The sequence below is a fragment of the Ruegeria sp. A5 genome (assembly GCF_056543005.1).
Genome location: NZ_JBQGAV010000009.1, coordinates 68,737 through 89,020, shown reverse-complemented (window position 1 = coordinate 89,020; position 20,284 = coordinate 68,737). Strand labels below are relative to the sequence as shown.

General features: G+C 58.2%; 26 protein-coding genes. 17 read left to right on the top strand and 9 right to left on the bottom strand.

All coding sequences use genetic code 11. The annotated features are described in order from the left end of the window. Positions 1-62 precede the first annotated feature (62 nt). Genes fliF through fliP form a run of 4 tightly spaced genes read left to right on the top strand, consistent with a single transcriptional unit; the run spans position 63 to position 3,253 of the window. Complete coding sequence (gene fliF, locus ACR0AY_RS17900) at positions 63-1,652, top strand: flagellar basal-body MS-ring/collar protein FliF (RefSeq protein ID WP_170515142.1); 1,590 nt, start codon at positions 63-65, stop codon at positions 1,650-1,652. Beyond that, a complete protein-coding gene (locus ACR0AY_RS17895) occupies positions 1,652-2,248 on the top strand; it encodes an ABC transporter ATP-binding protein (RefSeq protein ID WP_170515139.1) in 597 nt (198 codons plus the stop codon). Before fliF ends, ACR0AY_RS17895 begins: the two co-directional genes overlap by 1 nt. Next, the gene (locus ACR0AY_RS17890) at positions 2,241-2,528 is read left to right on the top strand and encodes a FliM/FliN family flagellar motor switch protein (protein ID WP_170394848.1); all 288 of its coding nucleotides are present in this window, start codon (positions 2,241-2,243) and stop codon (positions 2,526-2,528) included. Before ACR0AY_RS17895 ends, ACR0AY_RS17890 begins: the two co-directional genes overlap by 8 nt. Then, positions 2,525-3,253, top strand: coding sequence for a flagellar type III secretion system pore protein FliP (fliP, locus tag ACR0AY_RS17885; RefSeq protein ID WP_170515136.1), 729 nt, complete (start codon positions 2,525-2,527; stop codon positions 3,251-3,253). The genes ACR0AY_RS17890 and fliP overlap by 4 nt, the downstream gene beginning before the upstream one ends. Here fliP and ACR0AY_RS17880 read toward each other — a convergent pair whose 3' ends face one another. Both ACR0AY_RS17880 and ACR0AY_RS17875 read right to left on the bottom strand, forming a co-directional pair. After that, on the bottom strand, positions 3,254-4,696 hold the full coding sequence (locus tag ACR0AY_RS17880; RefSeq protein WP_170426090.1) for a sensor histidine kinase: 1,443 nt from the start codon (positions 4,694-4,696) through the stop codon (positions 3,254-3,256). Further along, positions 4,693-5,430, bottom strand: a complete 738-nt coding sequence (locus tag ACR0AY_RS17875) for a response regulator transcription factor (RefSeq protein WP_170515133.1) — start codon at positions 5,428-5,430, stop codon at positions 4,693-4,695. Before ACR0AY_RS17875 ends, ACR0AY_RS17880 begins: the two co-directional genes overlap by 4 nt. Before the next feature lie 217 nt (positions 5,431-5,647). On the opposite strand from ACR0AY_RS17875, the gene ACR0AY_RS17870 reads away from it, so the two are divergent. The 5 genes from ACR0AY_RS17870 to ACR0AY_RS17850 all read left to right on the top strand — a co-directional run bounded on the left by ACR0AY_RS17870 (position 5,648) and on the right by ACR0AY_RS17850 (position 10,735). Next, positions 5,648-6,892, top strand: coding sequence for an ABC transporter substrate-binding protein (locus ACR0AY_RS17870; protein ID WP_170514081.1), 1,245 nt, complete (start codon positions 5,648-5,650; stop codon positions 6,890-6,892). Positions 6,893-6,949: 57 nt separating this feature from the next. Continuing rightward, on the top strand, positions 6,950-7,822 hold the full coding sequence (locus ACR0AY_RS17865) for a carbohydrate ABC transporter permease (RefSeq protein ID WP_480454483.1): 873 nt from the start codon (positions 6,950-6,952) through the stop codon (positions 7,820-7,822). Then, on the top strand, positions 7,815-8,714 hold the full coding sequence (locus ACR0AY_RS17860) for a carbohydrate ABC transporter permease (RefSeq protein WP_170426095.1): 900 nt from the start codon (positions 7,815-7,817) through the stop codon (positions 8,712-8,714). The genes ACR0AY_RS17865 and ACR0AY_RS17860 overlap by 8 nt, the downstream gene beginning before the upstream one ends. Positions 8,715-8,719: 5 nt before the next feature. Continuing rightward, positions 8,720-9,817: an ABC transporter ATP-binding protein gene (locus ACR0AY_RS17855; protein WP_170408536.1), complete on the top strand. Its 1,098-nt coding sequence runs from the start codon at positions 8,720-8,722 to the stop codon at positions 9,815-9,817. A 108-nt stretch (positions 9,818-9,925) separates the two neighbouring features. Continuing rightward, the gene (locus ACR0AY_RS17850) at positions 9,926-10,735 is read left to right on the top strand and encodes a methyltransferase domain-containing protein (protein WP_170515129.1); all 810 of its coding nucleotides are present in this window, start codon (positions 9,926-9,928) and stop codon (positions 10,733-10,735) included. A gap of 59 nt (positions 10,736-10,794) precedes the next feature. Here the strand turns inward: ACR0AY_RS17850 and ACR0AY_RS17845 are convergent, their stop codons facing one another. Both ACR0AY_RS17845 and ACR0AY_RS17840 read right to left on the bottom strand, forming a co-directional pair. Further along, the gene (locus tag ACR0AY_RS17845; protein WP_170408534.1) at positions 10,795-11,403 is read right to left on the bottom strand and encodes an MlaC/ttg2D family ABC transporter substrate-binding protein; all 609 of its coding nucleotides are present in this window, start codon (positions 11,401-11,403) and stop codon (positions 10,795-10,797) included. Further along, positions 11,393-12,208, bottom strand: coding sequence for an MlaA family lipoprotein (locus ACR0AY_RS17840; RefSeq protein WP_170394822.1), 816 nt, complete (start codon positions 12,206-12,208; stop codon positions 11,393-11,395). The genes ACR0AY_RS17845 and ACR0AY_RS17840 overlap by 11 nt, the downstream gene beginning before the upstream one ends. A 297-nt stretch (positions 12,209-12,505) precedes the next feature. Between ACR0AY_RS17840 and ACR0AY_RS17835 the strand changes: the two genes are divergently transcribed. The 4 genes from ACR0AY_RS17835 to ACR0AY_RS17820 are packed head-to-tail and all read left to right on the top strand — an operon-like array spanning position 12,506 to position 15,263. After that, positions 12,506-12,961 carry a RidA family protein gene (locus ACR0AY_RS17835; protein ID WP_170515128.1) on the top strand — a complete coding sequence of 152 codons (456 nt, stop codon included), beginning with the start codon at positions 12,506-12,508 and terminating at the stop codon, positions 12,959-12,961. After that, entirely contained in the window at positions 12,958-13,728 is a 771-nt protein-coding gene (locus ACR0AY_RS17830) for a glycerophosphodiester phosphodiesterase family protein (RefSeq protein ID WP_170515125.1), read from the top strand. Before ACR0AY_RS17835 ends, ACR0AY_RS17830 begins: the two co-directional genes overlap by 4 nt. A gap of 45 nt (positions 13,729-13,773) precedes the next feature. Then, positions 13,774-14,961, top strand: coding sequence for a GNAT family N-acetyltransferase (locus ACR0AY_RS17825; protein WP_170515122.1), 1,188 nt, complete (start codon positions 13,774-13,776; stop codon positions 14,959-14,961). After that, complete coding sequence (locus tag ACR0AY_RS17820; RefSeq protein WP_170515121.1) at positions 14,958-15,263, top strand: 4a-hydroxytetrahydrobiopterin dehydratase; 306 nt, start codon at positions 14,958-14,960, stop codon at positions 15,261-15,263. Before ACR0AY_RS17825 ends, ACR0AY_RS17820 begins: the two co-directional genes overlap by 4 nt. On the opposite strand, the gene ACR0AY_RS17815 is transcribed toward ACR0AY_RS17820, so the two are convergent. From ACR0AY_RS17815 to ACR0AY_RS17800, 4 genes are all read right to left on the bottom strand, one after another. Then, positions 15,246-15,554 (bottom strand): hypothetical protein, encoded by a 309-nt coding sequence (locus ACR0AY_RS17815; RefSeq protein ID WP_480454482.1) that lies wholly within the window; start codon positions 15,552-15,554, stop codon positions 15,246-15,248. The genes ACR0AY_RS17820 and ACR0AY_RS17815 overlap by 18 nt on opposite strands. A 28-nt stretch (positions 15,555-15,582) precedes the next feature. Continuing rightward, positions 15,583-15,930: an EF-hand domain-containing protein gene (locus tag ACR0AY_RS17810; RefSeq protein WP_480454481.1), complete on the bottom strand. Its 348-nt coding sequence runs from the start codon at positions 15,928-15,930 to the stop codon at positions 15,583-15,585. Positions 15,931-15,941: 11 nt separating this feature from the next. Continuing rightward, positions 15,942-16,187, bottom strand: coding sequence for a glycine zipper 2TM domain-containing protein (locus ACR0AY_RS17805; protein ID WP_170515111.1), 246 nt, complete (start codon positions 16,185-16,187; stop codon positions 15,942-15,944). Positions 16,188-16,290: 103 nt separating this feature from the next. Further along, complete coding sequence (locus ACR0AY_RS17800; RefSeq protein ID WP_480454492.1) at positions 16,291-16,779, bottom strand: redoxin family protein; 489 nt, start codon at positions 16,777-16,779, stop codon at positions 16,291-16,293. Positions 16,780-16,875: 96 nt separating this feature from the next. Here ACR0AY_RS17800 and ACR0AY_RS17795 point away from each other — a divergent pair, with 96 nt between their 5' ends. Genes ACR0AY_RS17795 through ACR0AY_RS17780 form a run of 4 tightly spaced genes read left to right on the top strand, consistent with a single transcriptional unit; the run spans position 16,876 to position 19,483 of the window. After that, on the top strand, positions 16,876-18,087 hold the full coding sequence (locus ACR0AY_RS17795; protein WP_170515105.1) for an FAD-dependent oxidoreductase: 1,212 nt from the start codon (positions 16,876-16,878) through the stop codon (positions 18,085-18,087). Beyond that, positions 18,084-18,641 (top strand): 16S rRNA (guanine(966)-N(2))-methyltransferase RsmD, encoded by a 558-nt coding sequence (gene rsmD / locus ACR0AY_RS17790; protein ID WP_170515102.1) that lies wholly within the window; start codon positions 18,084-18,086, stop codon positions 18,639-18,641. The genes ACR0AY_RS17795 and rsmD overlap by 4 nt, the downstream gene beginning before the upstream one ends. Position 18,642: 1 nt before the next feature. Continuing rightward, positions 18,643-19,278, top strand: a complete 636-nt coding sequence (locus tag ACR0AY_RS17785; RefSeq protein ID WP_170515099.1) for an HAD family hydrolase — start codon at positions 18,643-18,645, stop codon at positions 19,276-19,278. A 25-nt stretch (positions 19,279-19,303) separates the two neighbouring features. Continuing rightward, on the top strand, positions 19,304-19,483 hold the full coding sequence (locus tag ACR0AY_RS17780; RefSeq protein WP_170394788.1) for a hypothetical protein: 180 nt from the start codon (positions 19,304-19,306) through the stop codon (positions 19,481-19,483). Here ACR0AY_RS17780 and map read toward each other — a convergent pair. Then, positions 19,471-20,283 (bottom strand): type I methionyl aminopeptidase, encoded by an 813-nt coding sequence (gene map / locus ACR0AY_RS17775; RefSeq protein ID WP_170515096.1) that lies wholly within the window; start codon positions 20,281-20,283, stop codon positions 19,471-19,473. The genes ACR0AY_RS17780 and map overlap by 13 nt on opposite strands. Between the last annotated feature and the right edge of the window lies 1 nt (position 20,284).

The following is a 20,284-nucleotide window of genomic DNA, read 5'->3' as shown; positions in this document are numbered from 1 at the left end:
TTAAGGGCAATCGTCCAAACAAGGGCAGAGCCGCACAGAATGTCGGTGAGTCGGAGGTAAGCGTGCAGCAGATCGGAACTGTCTGGGCAAGTTTGGACAGGCGCAAACAAATTATCGTGGCCGGTGCCGTGGCACTGGTGTTTCTGGGTGTGCTTACGATGTCACGGATTGTGACAGCGCCGTCGATGACGCTGCTTTATGCGGGGCTCGAAAGCGGTGCGGCAGGGGATATCGTGCGGGCGCTGGACCAGCGTGGTGTGACCTATGAAATAAGGGGTGGCTCGATCTACGTCCCCGGCGTTCAGCGGGATGAGTTGCGGATGACTTTGGCCAGCGAGGGCCTGCCTGCGAACGGCAATCGCGGTTACGAACTGCTGGATTCGCTCAGCGGCTTTGGCACTACGTCGCAGATGTTTGATGCCGCCTATTGGCGCGCAAAAGAAGGAGAGCTGGCGCGCACGATCGTGGGCAGCCCGCATGTCAGCAAGGCCCGGGTGCACATCGCCAACAGCTCCTCCAACCCGTTTCAGCGCAGCATAGCACCAACCGCTTCGGTTTATCTGGTCCCGTCGGGTGCACCGATTAACGGAGATCAGGCAAAGGCGATCCGGTTTTTAGTGGCGTCGGCGGTTAGCGGGCTGGCACCGGAAAACGTCACTGTGATTGATTCAAACGGGGCCGTGATTGGCGCGCAGGACACGGCGGTGGCAGCCGATACTGCAGATGATAAGGCGCGCCAATTGCGTGAGAAAGTTCTACGTCTGATCGAAGCCCGGGTCGGGGTCGGCAACGCGGTGGTTGAGGTCAGCGTAGATACGGTGACCGAAACCGAGTCTATCCGGGAACGTCGCTTTGACCCCAAAGGCCGTGTTGCGATCAGCACGGATGTTGAAGAACGGTCGGACAGTGCGCGTAATCAGTCGGCGGATGTGACAGTGGCGTCGAATCTGCCGGATGGCGACGGGGCAGGAGGCGATGAATCCAATTCGAATGCCACTCAGACCCGCGAACGGGTGAATTATGAGGTGTCAGAGACCGAGTTGGAAGTTCATCGCGCGCCAGGTGCGATCAAACGTTTGACTGTCGCGGTGCTGGTCAATGGTGTTCGAGCGGCAGGTACAGATGGCGTCGAGATTTTTGAACCCATGCCGCAGCCCGAGCTTGATGCACTGCAAGAGCTTGTGGCTTCTGCGGTCGGGTTTGATGCTGAACGCGGCGACGTCATCACACTGAAATCGCTCGACTTGCCCATGGTTGAACCCCAGGGCGAGTTGGTGTCCGGGTCGATCTGGCAGAACATGCATATCGACGCTATGTCGCTAATCCAGATGGTGGTTTTGGCGCTGGTTTCCCTTGTTTTGGGTCTGTTTGTCATACGGCCAATTCTGACGAAATCTGCAGCATCGGCGCTGCTGCCAGCAGGTGCACCGGTCGAGGTCGCCCCAGCGCCTTCCCTGACCGGGGAAATTGCGACCGCAGATGTGCAGGACTTTGCGCCGCTCCCGGATGCAGCGCAGCCGAGTGTTCCGGCGATTGCCGCTGCCCGCGGCGAGGATCCCGTTGACCGTTTGCGCGCCATGATCGGCGACAAGCAGGAAGAGACGGTTGAGATCCTGCGCAGCTGGCTTGAAGAAGGCGGGGAGAAGGTGTGATGTCGATCGCTCATCTTCTTGAAGACTTCACTGCCCCTGCGGCTGGGGTGGCCGTACATCTACTGGATGAAGACGCACTGGAAGAACAGCGGCTTGCTGCATTTGAACAAGGCTATGGGGCGGGCTGGGAAGATGCGGTTCAGGCGCAGGAACAGACTGGTACACAGCTAAGCTCCGATCTGTCGGCGACGTTATCCGACCTGTCTTTTACCTATCAAGAAGCATTGACCCGCATGACCCTGTCGCTGGAACTGATGTTCCAGAGCCTGGTTCAGACTATTCTGCCTGAGACGATCGAGCATGGCTTTGCGAAGCGATTGACCGAGCAGCTTTGCGACATGGCGCGTGAGCAGGTCGGCCAGCCACTGCAGCTGACTGTTCCGGCGGGCACTTCGGATCAGGTCGAGGCGATGCTGCCGCAGGATATCTCGCCGCGTCCCCAGGTCATCGAGGATGTCTCGCTCCAGCCGGGACAGGCGCGATTGCAGGTGGGGATCGCCCAACGCGAGGTGGACTGCGCTGCCTTGCTCTCATCCATTGCTGCAGCGTTCGACGCATATCTGTTTGAAGCAAAAGAGGCTTTGTCAAATGAGTGATCCTCAACCACCGAAACCCGAAAAACCCAACCCGTTCGAGACTGTTCCGATCGAAGTCACCGTCTCGGTCGGGCGTGCGCGGCCTTTGATCCGTGACCTGTTGAGCATGGGTGAAAATGCCGTACTGACACTGGACAAGCGGATCGAGGATCCGGTTGACCTCTATGTCGGGGATCAATTGGTCGCGCGCGGTCTGTTGGAAGAGATGGAGGGCGATCAGTCCGGGCAACTGGCGGTACGGCTGACCGAAATCTCGGATCTGCAGAACGGGATCGGATGATGCGCCACCTGTTTTTGCTGGCATTTTTGCTAGTCATACCCTCCGGTGGCGCGGCGCAAGATCTGTCGCTGTCCCTGGGCGAGGGCGGGTCGATCTCGGCCCGGACCATCCAGTTGATTTTGCTGATCACGGTGCTCAGCCTGGCACCGGGACTGGCGATCATGATCACCTGTTTCCCGTTTTTGGTCACGGTTTTGGCGATCCTGCGGCAAGGAATCGGCTTGCAGCAGTCACCGCCAAACATGCTGATCGTCAGTCTGGCGCTGTTTCTGACCTATTTCGTCATGGAGCCGGTTTTTACCGAGGCGTGGGAGACCGGGATTCAGCCGATGGTCGAGGAAACGCTTGACATAGAGCCTGCGCTGGAACGCGCGCTGGTGCCGTTTCGCAGTTTTATGGCAGCGCGTATTGATGCCGACACGTTTCAGGCCATGGCAGACCTGCGCCCGGATGGTGCTGCGATTCAACTATCGCCCGAGGCCCCGTTATCCGTGCTGATGCCGTCCTTCATGTTGTCGGAAATCGCGCGGGCCTTTCAGATCGGGTTCCTGATTTTCCTGCCTTTCCTGATAATCGATCTCGTTGTCGCAGCGGTTTTGATGTCGATGGGAATGATGATGGTGCCCCCGGCTACGGTCTCGCTGCCGTTCAAATTGGCGTTTTTCGTCATCGCTGATGGCTGGGCCTTGATCGCCAGCGCCTTGGTGCGCAGCTATGCGCCATGACTATTGCCGGGTGATCTGCAGGCGCGCGCGCAGGCCCTGATCTCCGGCCTCGAAACTCAGCGTTCCGCCGTGTTGTTCGGCAACGGTGCTGACAATTGTCAGGCCCAATCCGAACCCATCCGAAGATCCGATGTTTGATCCGCGCTGGAACGGTGCCAGTAGCGCCTCGATATCCGCGACCGATAGGTCGGTGCCCTTGTCTTCGACGATGATCGTGGCGGTCTGAGCATCAGTTTCCAGTTCAACCTCGGCGTGACGACCGTATTTCAGGGCATTGTCGATCAGATTGGACAACGCTCGTTTCAATGCGATGGGCTGACCCGTCACCAGGATGCGCCGCGTTTCCGGTAGCGACGCATGCCCACGGCGTGACATGAAAACAGACGACGCACTTTCGACGACAACGGGATCAACGGCTTTCAACGACACAGGCCGGTCCATATCCTGATAATCGGCCACAAGCGATTCAACCAGCGAGGTCAACGATATCTGGCGCGGTTCCTCGACGCTGAGTTCCGATCGCGTGTAAGTAAGCACGCTTTCTATCATGCCGGTCATCTGGTCCACGTCGGCCTCGAGCTTTTCGCGCAACTCGCCATCGGGAATCAGCGCCGCACGCAGCCGGACGCGGGTTGCAGGGGTCCCCAGATCGTGGCTGACACCCGACAGTACAATGGCGCGTTTCTCAAGCTGCGCACGTTCGGCATCGAGGTGATCATTCACCGCAGTCACGATATCGCGCAGCTCTTCAGGCCCGTCCGCGTCATAGCTTTGCGGCCCGCCGCGACGTCGGCGGTCACCAAGTGCCTGAGCAAAGCGTGCGAAACTGTCAGAAACATTCCCGACCGAGGTCAGAAGCACCGCCAAGGACACAATGCCCAGCAATATTGCGGGCAAACGCAGATCAACCGGCGCAGCCTTACAGCCCCAGATTTCGGTGCCGTCGACTTGCTGCCAGACCCCGCGCCCGAATTGTGCGATCAGGATAGGTTCGCTGCAATATGTGGCCAACAGACGGGTCAGGTTCCCCATCTTCTCGGGGCCGGTCTGATCGCTGCCGGATACGATGTCTGAAACCGGATAGACCAGTCGATCCGATAACACCGCAAGCGTCAATTCGCGGCCACTCAGGGGGGCTGAACTGTCGGTCAGAATCGAAAGATTGGTGACAAAGCGGCGATCTGCAAAGCCGGGCATTTGCTGGAACGCTCCCCTGTCAGCAAGCGCGGCTGCCTCGGTTGGCAATGGGTTGATCAATAGGCCGGGTGGCGGCGCCATCCCCGTTCGCAAATCTTCGTATATGGTGAAACCAGCAACAAATGCTGCGGTCTGATACCGGTTCCAAGCCTGTGCCGAGGTGAACCACATCCCGGCAGCCACCAGCCCCGCGACAAAGGCGGACAGGGTCCAGAGCCACCCAAAACTGCGCAGGCGCAGGGTCATGCGTCCTCATCCACCATAACGTCAGCGGTAAATAGATAGCCAACACCGCGCTCGGTGCGCAGCATCTGGGGGTCTTTCGGATTGGCCTCGATTTTCGACCGCAACCGCCCCACCAGCATATCTATGGCACGGCCTTGCGCCTCGGGCTTGTCGGCCTCACCGGTTACATCCAGTGCGGCGGCGATCTCATCACGGGTCAGCGGAATATGCGGGTTCGCCAGCAAAACCTTCAGCAGGGCGGTCTCCCGTTGGGACAGGGAAACCAGATAGCCTTCGGGCGAATGCACCTCGTCCCGTTTGCCGTCAAAGACCCAGCCGTCAAAGTGAAAGGAGCGCGTGCGGCGGCGGTATGCCAGCGAAGGCGTGCGTCGGGCGCGTTGCATCACCGCACGGACGCGGGCCAGCAACAGTTGCGGATTGAATGGTTTGGCGATGTAATCGTCTGCTCCAACCTCATATCCTGCCATGCGCTGATGATCCGCCGACAGGGCCGAGACCAGAATGATCGGTACATCCTGTTCGGCCCGCAACCGGGCACAGATCTCGACGCCGTTTTCATCGCCCAGCATCACGTCCAACAGGATCAGGTCGATCCGCCCCGAGGTTAGATGCGTGCGTATTTCACTTTCGGAACTGGCAGGCAGAGCAATATACCCGTTCTGCTGAAAGAACTGGGTCATCATCGACCGCATCTCCGAATCGTCGTCCACCACCAGGAGCCGGGGAATGCCCACTCTGTTTCTCCTCCTTAGGGTTCTCCGTCGCCGCCAATTGTAACGAATGGAAACGGATTCAAGGCCAACGTAACACGGGGTAACAAAAGCGGTGAAAATTTCCACCTTGTCAGGATATTGCACTGCATTCTGCGTTGCCATGCAGCAATTCGTTAGCGCTATATCGCGTATGGCCGCCCTTGGGGTGGCACCGAATTCTCAGGGAGGAGAACAAAAAATGAAGCGTTTTGCATTTGCCACCGTGTCGACATTGGCCGTAGTGGCCGGGTCGGCTGTTGTGGCTGAACCAAAGGCCGAAGTTCTGCACTGGTGGACATCCGGTGGTGAGGCGAAATCGGTCGCGGTTTTGCAGGAAGAGTTCGCCTCGAACGGCGGCACATGGACCGATATGCCGGTCGCAGGTGGCGGCGGCGATGCGGCCATGACTGCGCTGCGGGCCCGGGTTCTTGCGGGTAACGCGCCGACTGCTGTTCAGCTGAAAGGACCTGCCATTCAGGAATGGTATGAAGAGGGCGTTTTGGCAGACATTTCATCCGTGGCAGAAGCCGAAGGCTGGGCCGATGTGCTGCCAGCATCGATTGCAGGCCACATGATGTGCGAAGGTACGTGGTGCGCAGCACCTGTGAACGTGCACCGCATCGACTGGATTTGGGCCAATGCTGACGTTCTGGCCGCCAACGACATTGAAATGCCCACAACATGGGAAGAGTTCAACGCCGCTGCCGAAAAACTGCAGGCTGCCGGAGTGATCCCTTTGGCCCATGGTGGCCAGGCATGGCAAGACGCCACAGTGTTCGAAGCGGTTGCGCTGGGTCTGGGTGGCCCCGAGTTCTATCAGAAAGCCTTTGTCGATCTCGACCCCGAGGCGCTGACCTCGGACACCATGGTGCAGGTCTTTGACCAGATGCGCACCCTGCGCGGTTATGTGGACGAAAACTTCTCAGGCCGCGACTGGAACCTTGCCACCGCCATGGTGATGAATGGCGAAGCAGCTTTCCAGATCATGGGTGACTGGGCCAAAGGCGAATTCCTGGCGGCTGGCAAGAAGCCCGGCGAAGACTTCCTGTGTGCCTCGACCCCCGGCGACGGATATCTGTACAACGTCGACAGCTTCGCCATGTTCGAAGTGGAAGGTGACGACAACCGCGCTGGTCAGGAATTGCTGGCCAAGCTGATCGTCGCGCCGAAATTCCAGGAAGTGTTCAACCTGAACAAGGGCTCGATCCCTGCGCGGACTGATGTGGCGCTGGATGCGTTCGACATCTGCGCGCAAATCTCGGCCGAAGATATGGGTTCGACCTCGGCAGGCGGTTCGCTGCTGCCGTCTTATGCCCATGGCATGGCGCTGCGCGGGTCGCAGGCCGGTGCGATTACGGATGTTGTAACCGCACATTTCAACTCGGATATGTCCTCGGCTGACGCGGTTCAGCAACTGGCGGACGCGGTAGCAAACAGCTACTGATCCAATACGCTCTGCCCCCTATAGTGAGGGGCAGAGCATCTTTCCCCGGAGGCTAAAATGTCCGAATGGCTGGAAAACCACCTGCCCAAGGTGGTGCTGGCACCGTCGTTCATCGCCGTATTGATCTTTGTCTACGGCTTTATCGGATGGACCGCATGGGTGTCGCTAACCCGATCGAAACTACTGCCGAGATACGAGATCAAAGGCTTCATTCAGTATGAACGCCTGTTCGACTCTCCCCGCTGGGATACGGCGATCAACAACCTGTATATCTTTGGCGCGCTGTTCATCGTGATCGCGATGGTACTGGGCCTGTTGCTGGCCATCCTGCTGGATCAGAAGATCCGCGTCGAAGGCGCGATCCGGACGATCTACTTGTACCCGATGGCGTTGTCGATGATCGTGACCGGTACGGCGTGGAAGTGGATTTTGAACCCGGGCCTGGGCATCGAATCCATGGTGCAGGGCTGGGGCTTTCCGAATTTCGAATTCGACTGGCTGGTGAACCCTGACTATGCGATCTACACTATCGTGATCGCCGCGATCTGGCAGAGTTCCGGCTTCGTCATGGCGTTGTTTTTGGCCGGTTTGCGTTCGGTCGATGGCGAGATCATCAAGGCCGCACAGGTCGATGGTATCCCCACGTGGCGCATCTATACGGCGATCATCATCCCTTCGATGGCCCCGATTTTCCTGTCTGCTTTCATCGTGCTGGCGCACCTCGCAATCAAAAGCTTCGACCTTGTCATCGCCCTGACTGGTGGCGGTCCGGGCTACGCAACCGATCTGCCCGCTACTTACATGTACGCCATGGCGTTTTCGCGCGGTGATATTGGTCAAGCAGCCTCGTCCGCGATGATCATGATGCTGGTCGTCTTTGCCATCGTGGTTCCCTATCTTTACTCAGAGCTGAGGGCGAAAAATGACTGATCTGTCGATGCCCCAAACACAAACCCGCACCCAAAGCACTACGGGCAAGATTGCCCTGCGTTGGTTGCTTTATGTCCTGCTTGGCCTGTTTGCACTGTATTATCTGATGCCGCTCTTCGTGATGTTGACGACATCATTGAAAAGCCTTGAGGAGATCCGTACCGGCAGCCTGATTTCGCTGCCGCGAGAGGTCAGCTTTGACGCTTGGAAAACCGCATGGTCCGGCGCTTGTACCGGTATCCAGTGTGAAGGTTTGCGACCCTATTTCTGGAACTCGGTTCTGATCGCGGTGCCTGCGGTATTTTTGTCGACCCTGTTGGGTGCGCTGAACGGCTATGTCGTGGCGCAATGGCGGTTCAAAGGGGCCAATATCATCTTCTCGCTGATGCTGTTCGGTTGCTTCATCCCGTTCCAAGTTGTTCTGCTGCCAATGGCACGTCTGCTGGGTATGATGGGGATTGCCGGAACCATTCCGGGCCTGATCTTTGTCCATGTGATCTACGGGCTGGGCTTCACCACGCTGTTCTTCCGCAACTACTATGTCACCATTCCGGCCGAGCTGACCAAGGCGGCGCGGGTTGATGGGGCTGGGTTCATGCGGATTTTCTGGTCGATCTTTCTGCCGCTGTCGCTGCCCATCATCGTGGTGACTGTGATCTGGCAGTTCACGCAGATCTGGAACGACTTCCTGTTTGGCGTGTCGTTCAGCCAGGCGGGGACACAGCCCGTGACTGTTGCGCTCAACAACATCGTAAACTCCACCACCGGCGTCAAAGAGTACAACGTCGACATGGCCGCCGCGATCATCGCGGGGCTGCCAACGCTGCTCGTCTATGTCGTTGCCGGTAAGTATTTCATCCGCGGCCTGACCGCTGGCTCAGTGAAGGGATAAGACCCATGGCTCCCATCCTTGATATCAACAAACTCTACAAGAATTACGGCGCGACCGAGATTCTGAAAGACATCAACATCTCGATTGAACCGGGCGATTTCCTGGTGCTTGTCGGCCCCTCGGGCTGCGGTAAGTCTACGCTGCTGAACTGCATTGCGGGACTGGAAGAGATCACCGGTGGCACATTGTCCATCGGCGGCAACGACATGACCCATGTCAGCCCCAAGGATCGCGACATCGCGATGGTGTTCCAGTCTTACGCTTTGTACCCGACCATGTCCGTGGCCAAGAACATCACCTTCGGCATGAAAGTGCGTGGAGTTGATCAGGCCACGCAGGAAGCCAAGCTGAAAGACGTCGCCTCCTTGCTGCAGATCGAACCATTGCTGAACCGCCGCCCCAGCCAACTGTCGGGTGGTCAGCGTCAGCGGGTCGCGATGGGCCGGGCGTTGGTGCGCGACCCCAAGCTGTTCCTGTTCGATGAACCGCTGTCGAACCTTGACGCCAAGCTGCGGGTCGAGATGCGGACCGAGATCAAGAAGCTGCACCAGACACTGGACGCCTCCATTGTTTATGTCACCCACGACCAAATCGAAGCGATGACGCTGGCCACCAAGATCGTGGTCCTGAAGGGCGGGGTCGTGCAGCAGATCGGTACTCCGGCCGAGATCTACAACAACCCGGCCAACCTGTTTGTGGCGGATTTCATGGGCTCACCTGCGATGAACCTGATCCCGGCACAGGCATCGAACAATGGCTCGGGGACGCAAATCTCGATCGCGCGCGAATCCGGTGAAACGCTGGTTCTGAACGATGCACGCGACTTGTCTCTGCCGCAGGATGTCATCCTTGGTCTACGCCCTGAAGATATCGCCGAGGCGGGGTTCCGCGCTGGCGCAGGCGTGCAGGAAGCCGCCTGCATGGTCGATATGGTCGAACCCGCAGGGGCAGATACCTATGTGGTGTCGGAATTGGGTGGCAAGCAGGTCACGGCGCGGCTGCATGCTGAAACCAGCGCGCAGGCCGGTCAATTGCTGAACTTGGCGTTCGACATGAGCAAGGTTTCCTACTTTGCCAAGGAAACGGGTGAACGGCTGAACTAAGGGACCGTTGGCCCGCACCAACCCGGGGTGGGCCATAGCAATCACGGTCGGTTTTGGCCGGTTAATTTGAAATATGCTATCTTGGGACGTAGCGAAGGGAGGCGCGCTATGTCCGATCCGTATTCCGATCTGGCCGGGCAGGATATCTCGGTCCAAGAGCGTATCGCCGAAGCTATGGAAGCGCGGTGTCTGGAGCCGGCGCAGAAAGAGATCAGGGATAGCTATCTAAGTGATCTGATTGTCCCTGAGGGCGGGTTCGCGGTTGAGCTGGGTTCAGGCACCGGGCACATCACGCAAGAGCTGCTGTCAGTTGGCGGGGTGGAGCGCGCGCTCGGCATTGAGCCCTCACCGGTTATGGTCAAACGTGCGAGAAACAGCTTCGCCAGCGAGAGCAATCTTGTTTTTGAAACCGGCGATGCAAAGGCAACCAGGCTTGAAGATAGCTCAGCAGACCTTGTTCTGGCGCATACACTGTTGTGCCATGTACCCGGCCCCGAGGATGTGGTTTCCGAGGCCTTTCGGATACTGAAACCGGGCGGGATATTCGCGATTTGCGATGGGGACTACGATACCGCCACAGCGCAGATTGCCGATTTTGATCCTCTGGATCAACTCATTCGGTTCATGATCAATCAGAACGTCACAAACCTCTGGATCATGCGCCAGATTGGCGGTGCACTTTCTCAAGCAGGTTTTGAGTTGGGCCGTCGCCGGGGACACGGTTATGTGGCCGAAGGAGAGGCGACTTACTTTCTGACCGTTATCGACCGTGGTGCGGATCGAATGGCCGAGACCGGGTTGTTGGCGCCTGAAACGGCACAGGCGCTGAAATCCGAGGCCCGGGCGCGTGTGTCTGCAAACACGTTTTTTGGCTACAAGTCTTATGTCAGCCAGATCGCGCGCAAGCCTGCAACCTGAACAAAAAAGCCACCGCGCGAACGGGTCGAGCGGTGGCCGGCGTAGGATAATACCTCTGATCAGCCAGTCTTTTTCAGATCCTTGATCAGGCGATTCAGGTCGCCGCCGCGCGCATCCAGCATTGCGCCAATCTCTGTGCGCTCGGTCAGCAACAAATTCACACCTTCGATGAACATGTTGTAGAACTTTCCACGACCCGATTTGTCGGACACCAGGAATGTCACTTCGAACGGGGATGAGCCGCGCAATTTGACCGAGGTTCTGACCTCGTATCCGGTCTTGATCTTGCGCGCATTACGCACGGTGACCTCACCGCCGATGAACTCGCGGAACCGGCGACCATATTTGCGCGAAATATAGCCTTCGAACGCTTTGGTGAACTGACGCAGCTGTGCGGATGAGGCTGTGCGTGCATCCGCCCCCAGCGCATAGCGGGCCATGATCGGCACATCACCGTATTGCACAAAGATCTTTTGAAAATCACGCAGCATGGCATTTTCGGATTTACCCGAGTCAATGATACGCGTGATATCGGCCACAACGCTGTTGACCAGCTGTTTGGCCTGCGCTTCGGTCAGCGCGAACGCGGGCAGAGGCAATGCGGCAACTGTCATCCCGGTCAGGGCGGTGGCCACAAAACGGCGTCGGTTCAACAGGTTATTCGGCATAGGGGTCCTCGTACGGGTCAAGATAGGGGTCTCTGACAGGGTCGGTCCCGGTGGTGGCGTAGGGATCGTCATACAGACCCAGATAGGCGTCTTCATCATCCCTTGCCAGTTCAAAGCGGCGATTTTGCAGGTAGATCGTGCGCGCTTGCGCGTAACTGTCTGCACTTTCGTACAGAATCGAATCAACTGTATCCGAGAACCGACCGCGATCTCCCATCCGCCGCACGACCTCGGCATAGACACCAATATTGTCGACCGGGCGGGTCGGGCTAAAGTTGATCGGATTCGAGAACAGGTTGACCACAACGCCGACCGCATCGCGCGCGGTGGACGGGCCGTAGAAGGGCAGTTCCACATAAGCACCTTCGCCCACGCCCCAGACATGCAGGGTTTCGCCGAAATCAGTATCAACAGGCGGCAGGTTCAGCTCATCCGCCGGGGCTGACAGGCCAAAGCCGCCCACGGTCGAGTTGATCAGAAAGCGCAGCAGCGCATTGCCGGACTGTTTCAGATTGCCTTGCAGCAGATAGTCCAGCGCCTGCCCGGGCATCGTCAGGTTTTCGGCAAAGTGATTGAAACTGGTAACCATCGGATCTGGTACGATCTTCACATAGCCTTTCGAGGCCGGTCGGAACAGGAATCGGTCCACACCCAGATTGAACTTGTGAATGCCCCGGTTGGTCCCTTCATAGGGGTCAAAAATCTCACCCCGCGCCGCTGCGTCTTGAGGCTGCGTCGCGCATGCCGATAGGACCGTCAGGATGGCGAATATGATCAGGTGCTTCAGACGAATGTAACTTGGCACTGTCTTCGTTACTCCGAAAATTGCCCAGCGGTATCCGGGCCTTCAATCAATACAGCCTTTGCACCCTTGGTGGCGCAATTGGTCTCACATAGAGGTTTCGCGCAGGATTTGAAACAACAACTCGCGTTTACCTCAGCCGATGGGGCGACGTAAAGTGACACGAATTCAACACTTCCTGAATAAGAGAAGACCTGCCCAGTTTGCAGGCAATGGGAAAAATCCCGCTTTCCCGCTTTCGGAAACAGGTTTTCCCGGGTAGCGTCCGCGCTGAATCACTACGAGATGAGGATCAATCATATGAGCATCGCAGCAAAACTGGACAGCCTGGGTATCAGCCTGTCGGACGCACCTGCTCCGGCAGCGAACTACGTTCCTTTCGTGCGCATCGGCAACATTGTCTACGTGTCGGGCCAGATCTCCAAGGCGGATGATCTGATCACTGGTAAGCTCGGTGATGATATGGATGTTGAGGCAGGCGCCGCAGCGGCGAAGGTTTGCGCCATCAACCTGTTGGCTCAGGTCAAGGCGGCCTGTGGTGGCGATATCGACAAGCTGGTGCGCGTGATCAAGCTGACCGGTTTTGTAAACTCGACCGCTGATTTCACAGAACAGCCGAAGGTGATCAACGGGGCCTCCGACTTCCTGGTCGAAGCGCTGGGCGACGCCGGTCGTCATTCGCGCTCGGCCGTCAGCGCAGCCTCATTGCCTTTGGGTGTTGCCGTTGAAATCGAGGGTATTTTCGAGGTTAAATGAAACCGTCCCTTCCGTCTGAGTTCCTGCAGCGCCCGATAGCACATCGCGCGCTGCATGACATTTCTGATCAGCGGCCCGAGAATAGCCGGGCCGCCATTCGTGCCGCAATAGACGCCGGTTATGGGGTCGAGATTGATCTGCAACGCACCCGTGACAATCGGGCCATGGTGTTTCACGACTATGACATGACCCGTCTGACTGGGCAGCCCGGACCGATCCAACAGATCACCGAAACACAAGCGCGGGCCCAGACGCTTCTGCATTCTGACGGGGAAGGTATCCCCTCGCTGGAAGAGGTGCTGGCCATTGTTGCAGGACGGGTGCCCTTGCTCATCGAGTTGAAGGATCAAGATGGTGCAATGGGCCCCGATATCGGTGCTTTGGAAGCAGATGTTGTAAGCGCACTGAAAGACTATGAAGGCCCGGTCGCGCTGATGTCGTTCAACCCGCATTCAGTCGCAGAGATTGCACGCCTTGCGCCACATTTGCCGCGCGGTCTCGTTACCAGTTCTTACGAGCCCAAGGTCGAGCTTCTGCCGCAAGCCGTCTGCGATCATCTGCGCAACATCCCGGATTTCGACCGCGTTGGAGCCAGCTTTATCAGCCATGAAGTCATCGATCTTGACCGCCCCCGGGTCGCTGAGTTGAAGGCACAGGGTGTGCCGATCCTGTGCTGGACCGTGCGCTCGCTTGAACAAGAAGCAGAGGCACGCAAGGTTGCCGATAATGTTACGTTCGAAGGCTATCTGGCCGAACATCCCGCTTGATCCCGGCGCGCGCGATCACAGATAAAGGTGTAGCGCGGAGGGGATATGGATCAGGCACAGATTGAGGTTCGGGTTCTGACATCTGTCTCGCAGATTTCCGCGAGCGATTGGGACAGTTGCGCCTGCCCCGAGGTTGCCGATGGCGGACGTCCGCTTGATCCGTTTACGACGCATCGGTTTTTGCTGGCTTTGGAAGACAGCGGTTCGGTCGGGCCCGGCACGGGTTGGCAGCCGCAATACCTGACAGCTTATCTGGACGGGATGCTGATTGCGGCAGCCCCGATGTTTGCCAAATCGCATTCTCAGGGTGAATACATCTTTGACCATAGCTGGGCCCATGCTTACGAAAGTGCGGGCGGGCGGTATTATCCCAAGCTGCAGATCGCGGTGCCCTTTACGCCCGCGACTGGCAGGCGGTTTCTGGTGCGGCCCGGATATGATGCGGTCGGCATCTCGGCTCTGGTGCAAGGGGCGGTGCAACTGGCTGCCGAAAACCGAATTTCATCCCTGCACGCCACTTTCTGCACCGAGGCCGAGGCACTGGCGGGTGAGCAGATGGGCCTGATGGTGCGCCACTCGCAGCAGTTCCACTGGCTCAATGATGGCTACGCGACCTTTGATGAGTTTCTGGCTGCGCTGTCCTCGCGCAAACGCAAGAACATTAAGAAGGAACGCGCGCAGGCCTCTGATTTCGGCGGGCAGATTCGCACCGTCACCGGCGATGATCTGCAGCCTGAGCACTGGGACGCGTTCTGGCGGTTCTATCAGGATACCGGCGCACGCAAGTGGGGTTCGCCTTACCTGACGCGGCAATTCTTTGATATCGCTCAGGAAACCATGACCGATGACATTGCCTTGGTGCTGGCTGAACGCAACGGATATCCTGTGGCCGGGGCCTTGAACTTCATCGGACGGGAAACGCTTTTTGGCCGGTATTGGGGCTGTGTCGAACATCACCCCTGCCTGCATTTCGAACTGTGCTATTATAGGGCGATCGACTTTGCCATCGCGGAAGGTCTGGCCCGGGTTGAGGCCGGTGCGCAGGGCGAGCACAAGCTGGCGCGCGGTTATCTGCCAACCCGTACGCATAGCTTGCATTGGGTTGGCGATCCGGGTTTTGCTGATGCGGTTCAGAAATATCTGGACGCCGAGTCCCACGCAGTGGGAGAAGAGATCGAGATTCTGACGGATTATGGCCCGTTCAGGAAATCGAACCCGGAGGAACAGCAATGACCGAACTTCTGTCAACCGAGACCCGCGGCCCGCTGCTGGACCCGCTGTTCAGAAATGGCTGGACCATGGTCGAAGACCGCGACGCGATCACCAAGACGTTCATCTTCGACAATTTTGTCGCCGCCTTTGGCTGGATGACGCAGGTTGCGATCTGGGCCGAGAAATGGAACCACCACCCCGAATGGTCGAATGTTTACCGCACGGTCGAGGTGGTGCTGTCCACCCATGATGTTGGCGGCCTGTCTGCACAAGACGCCAAGCTGGCGCGCAAGATGGACAGCCTGCTAGCGGTCTCCGCGTGATCCCATGCCACCGGCCAACAGCGTCGCCGTTCCGAGCTGTTGGAACTCGGCCGGGGTGATTGTGCCGTCGCTGACATTGATATTGCCCGGTATGCCAATGGTACGGGTGCCGACGGACCGCACGCTGCGGGCCGCCGGGTTGATATCCAGACACCGATTTTCGTAGCAGGTCAAACCGCTGGTATTGATCTGAATCTGTACCTGACCATCAGGGCCGGTGACCACCGGAGATTGCTGTACCTCACAGGCCGCCAATACCGCCAGGCTGCCGAGGCAGATCCATTTCTTCATGACATGCTCCTGCCAACCGCGTTGGCGTTCAATCCAAGAGACCGTTGCCATCCTTGTCCGCAGCTTCAAAATCGCTCTGCATCTGGCTGACATATTCTGCCTTTGAGATAAGACTGTCGCCATCCCGGTCAACGGCTTCGAACTGTTTGATGTCCAAAAACGGCTTTGCCTCGCTTAGGCCCAGAGTGCCGTTCTTGTCCTCATCCATTGCCTGAAAGGCATAGTCCGAAAAGGCGTTGAACTCGTCCTTGGACAGGAAGCCGTCATTGTTGGCGTCGATGTTGTTCAACTCGGCCTCGTGCAGTTCCGCAACGCTCTCGGCATTTGCGACGCTGGCCATGAGGAGAGCCGCAGTAACACTCAATACGCGTTTCATATCCGATCTCCTCAACATGCGTAGCGTTCGCCAGACAAACCGCCCGCCGCAGCGCCCGCTGCCGTCAGGATGGTTTTGCCCGATCCACCGCCAAATTGATTGCCGATCACGCCGCCGATCAGAGCGCCACCCAATGTGCCGCTCAGGCAGGCGATCTCATGCTGCCGGGCGGCCTGCTGCTGGGGCGTGGGGGCAGGGCCGCAAGCCGCCAATGCCCCGACGCTACCAAGAAACAAAGTTAGTAATTTCAGTCGCATCAATGAACTCCCGAATTGTATGGGCCAAGTATTGGCCCATCGGGGCGTTGCATCAAGTTAAATGCGGTTCATGTAGCCCTGAACTCGCCGGGGCCGACAGGGATCAGATGGCCTCAAGCAGCCCTTCACCAGCCGAAACCTCGCACACGCCGGGGTTTTCTTCCAGATTCAGTGCCACGACTTTGCCGTCCTCGACCAGCATGGCATAGCGCTTGGATCGCGCGATCAGACCCACGGGCGGGGCGTCGAAATCCATGCCGATGGCCTTGGTGAACTCGGACGCGGCATCGGACAGCATGGTCAACCCGGCCGCTGTTGCACCGGTGCTTTCGCCCCAGGCGTTCATCACGAACGGGTCGTTGACCGAGATACAGATAATTTCCTCTACACCTTTGGCATCGAACTGGTCCTTGGTCCGCATGAAGCTTGGTACATGAGAGGTTGTGCAGGTTCCGGTGAACGCACCGGGTACAGCGAAGATCACAACCTTGCGCCCTTTGGTCTTGTCTGAAACCCGAACCTCCTCGGGGCCTTCGGCACCCATCTGGATCAGCGTGGCCTCGGGCAGCATGTCACCTGTTGAAATCATTATTAGGCTCCTGTCATTTGGATTTGCAGAGTCGGGCTTTGTCGCAATATAGGTGGTCGCAACTGATAGACCATGGGTATTCTGCAAGGTGGGCACAACATGAGCCATATCGTCGTGATCGGGGCAGGCCAGGCCGGCGCTTCTTTGGTAGCACGGCTGCGCAAGGACGGGTTCGAAGGTGACATCACCCTGATCGGAGCCGAGCCGCATTTGCCCTACCAACGCCCGCCCTTGTCCAAGGCTTACCTGTTGGGCGAGATGGAGCTGGAGCGCCTGTTCTTGCGGCCCGAGAGCTTCTATGCCGAAAACAATATCACCCTACGGTTGGGTCAACGTGTGACGGCGATTGATCCAAAGGCCAAGACGGTGACCCTCGGCGATGAGGTGATCACCTATGATGAACTGGCGCTGACCACTGGGTCCGACCCACGCCGCCTGCCCGCAGCGATCGGGGGCGATCTTGAGGGTGTCCATGTGGTGCGAGATCTCGCCCATATCGACGAGATGGAACCTCGGGTATCGGATGGCGCCCGCGCGCTGATCGTTGGTGGCGGCTATATCGGGCTTGAAGCCGCCGCCGTTTGTGCCAAGCGCGGGGTCAGGGTGGCCTTGGTCGAGATGGCCGACCGCATCCTTCAGCGTGTCGCGGCCAAAGAGACAAGCGACTACTTTCGCACGCTGCACACCGAATACGGGGCCGACATTCGTGAGGGCGTCGGGTTGGATCGTCTGGTTGGTGAAATTGGCAAGGTGACGGGTGCCGTCCTGACCGATGGCACCCAACTTGAGGTGGATTTTGTTGTCGTTGGCGTCGGCATCGCGCCGTCGACTCAACTGGCTGAAATGGCCGGGTTAGAGCTGGATAACGGCATCAAGACCGACGCCCATGGCCGCACCTCAGATCCGTCGATCTGGGCGGCAGGCGATTGCGCTTCCTTCCCGCATGGCGAAGGCCGTATCCGCCTGGAAAGCGTGCCGAACGCCATTGATCAGGCCGAGATCGTGGCCCAGAACATGCTGGGCGCAGCTAAGGATTACACCGCAACACCTTGGTTCTGGTCGGACCAGTATGACGTCAAGCTTCAGATCGCCGGGCTGAATACCGGCTATGACCGTGTGGTGACTCGCAAGGGTGAGGGCGCGACGGTGTCCTTCTGGTACTACAAGGGCGATCAGCTGATCGCGGTCGACGCGATGAATGACCCGCGCGCTTATATGGTCGGCAAACGCCTGATTGATGCGGGCAAGACCGCTGATCCGGCTGTTGTTGCCGACCCAGAAGCGGACCTGAAACCGCTGCTCAAAGCGTGAGGATCATCGCCGGAGACTTCCGGGGCCGGGCTCTGACTTCGGTTGGCAAAGGCGATGCCGGTGCGCATCTTCGCCCGACCACTGACCGGGTAAGGGAAAGCCTGTTCAACGTTTTGAATCATCAGATCGACTTCGACGGCTTGCAGGTTCTCGACCTGTTTGCGGGCACCGGTGCATTGGGACTAGAAGCGCTGTCTCGCGGCGCGTCCCACGTCACGTTTGTCGATGATGGGAGGGTCGCGCAGGGTCTGATCCGCAAGAATATCGGCCTGACCGGAAGCGCTAGCCAGGCCACTTTGATCCGGCGGGACGCGACCCGTTTGGGCGAAAACCCGGGCACTGTTTGTGATCTGGTTTTTCTGGATCCGCCTTACGGAAAAGCTCTGGGTCAAAGGGCACTGGCCGCGGCTACCCAAGGTGGTTGGCTGTCTGATGACGCTCTGATCGTCTGGGAAGAAAGCACCCCCATGCTCGCGCCCGAGGGCTTTACGCTGCACGACACGCGGAAATATGGCGACACGCATATCTCGCTAATGTGGCGCACAGGGGGCTGAGATGCACGATCTGGTTATCTTTGATTGCGACGGCGTTCTGGTCGATAGCGAGGTTTTGTCCAATCAGGTCATGGTCGACAATCTCGCTGGCCATGGCCTGCACTTGTCCTTAGCCGAATGCATGTCCCTGTTTGTTGGCGGCACCATGACCGGTGTGCGCGACAAGGCGCGCGAGCTGGGGGCTGATCTGCCGGATGACTGGACTGATCAAATCTATGCGGAAATCTACGAGACGCTGAAAGCAGGCACGCCTCTGGTCGCGGGTATCCGTGAATTGCTGGCGCAACTGGATGCAAGCGACATTCCCTACTGTGTCGCCTCAAATGGGCGGCCTGAGAAAATGAAGATTACTTTGGGCCAGAATGGTCTTTGGGAGCGTTTTCAAGATGTGATGTTTTCGGCGCAGGTGCTTGGAACGGGCAAGCCCGACCCGACCCTGTTCCTGACCGCTGCACAGCATTTCAGCGCAACGGTGCCGGTTGTGATCGAAGACAGCGAAAACGGTGTCACCGCAGCAATCCGCGCCAATATGCGCTGCCTGGGCTACGCGGCCCATGATGATGGTGCGCGATTGGAAGAACTAGGGGCCGAAGTGTTCTCCGACATGTTACATGCGCCCAAGCTTTTGGGACTTTGAGCCATAAACGTGTTATGCTTGGTCCATGGACCGCGCTATCACACCTCCGCTCTGGGCTTTTTCGAAAGACGCCGACACCACAACTGGGCCTCCGCCCAAACCGATGCGCGCGCCGGTGTTCATTCACGACGCGGTCATCCCGTGGCGGGATGAAACCTTACTGCTGAAGCTATTACGCGATCAGGCGACCGATCAGGACGAATAGGTCGGGTGATATTTGCCGCCCGGTGACAAGGTGAAAATCTCAACCCCATCTGCGGTCACACCGACCGAATGCTCGAACTGCGCCGACAGCGATTTGTCGCGGGTCACGGCAGTCCAGTCATCGGACAGTGTCTTGGTTTCAGGACGCCCCAGATTGACCATCGGCTCGATGGTAAAGAACATGCCCTCTTCCAACACAGCTCCGGTACCCGGACGACCATAGTGCAGGACATTTGGTGGCGCGTGGAACACCCGGCCCAGACCGTGGCCGCAGAAATCGCGTACAACGCTCATCCGATGCGCCTCGACATAGGCCTGAATGGCGTGGCCGATATCGCCGAAGGTATTGCCCGGCTTGACCATCTCGATACCTTTGAACAGTGCGTCGTGGGTCACCTGAATCAGCCGTTCGGCCTTGCGCGGCAATTTACCCGCCACATACATGCGCGACGTATCACCGAACCAGCCATCAACGATGACGGTCACGTCGATATTCAGAATGTCGCCATCCTTCAGCTTTTTGTCACCCGGAATGCCGTGACACACCACGTGGTTCACGCTGATGCAGCTGGCGTGCTGATAACCCTTGTAGCCAATGGTTGCCGATTCCGCACCTGCATCCTCGACCATCTGAGTGATCAGCCCGTCAATCGCACCGGTGGTCTGGCCGACAAAAACATGTTTAGCAATGTCATCCAATATCCGCGCAGCCAGCGCCCCTGCCGCATGCATGCCGGCAAAGTCACTCTGTTCATAGATGCGGATACCGTCTTTGGTCAGACGGCCACGATGTTCTTTCATC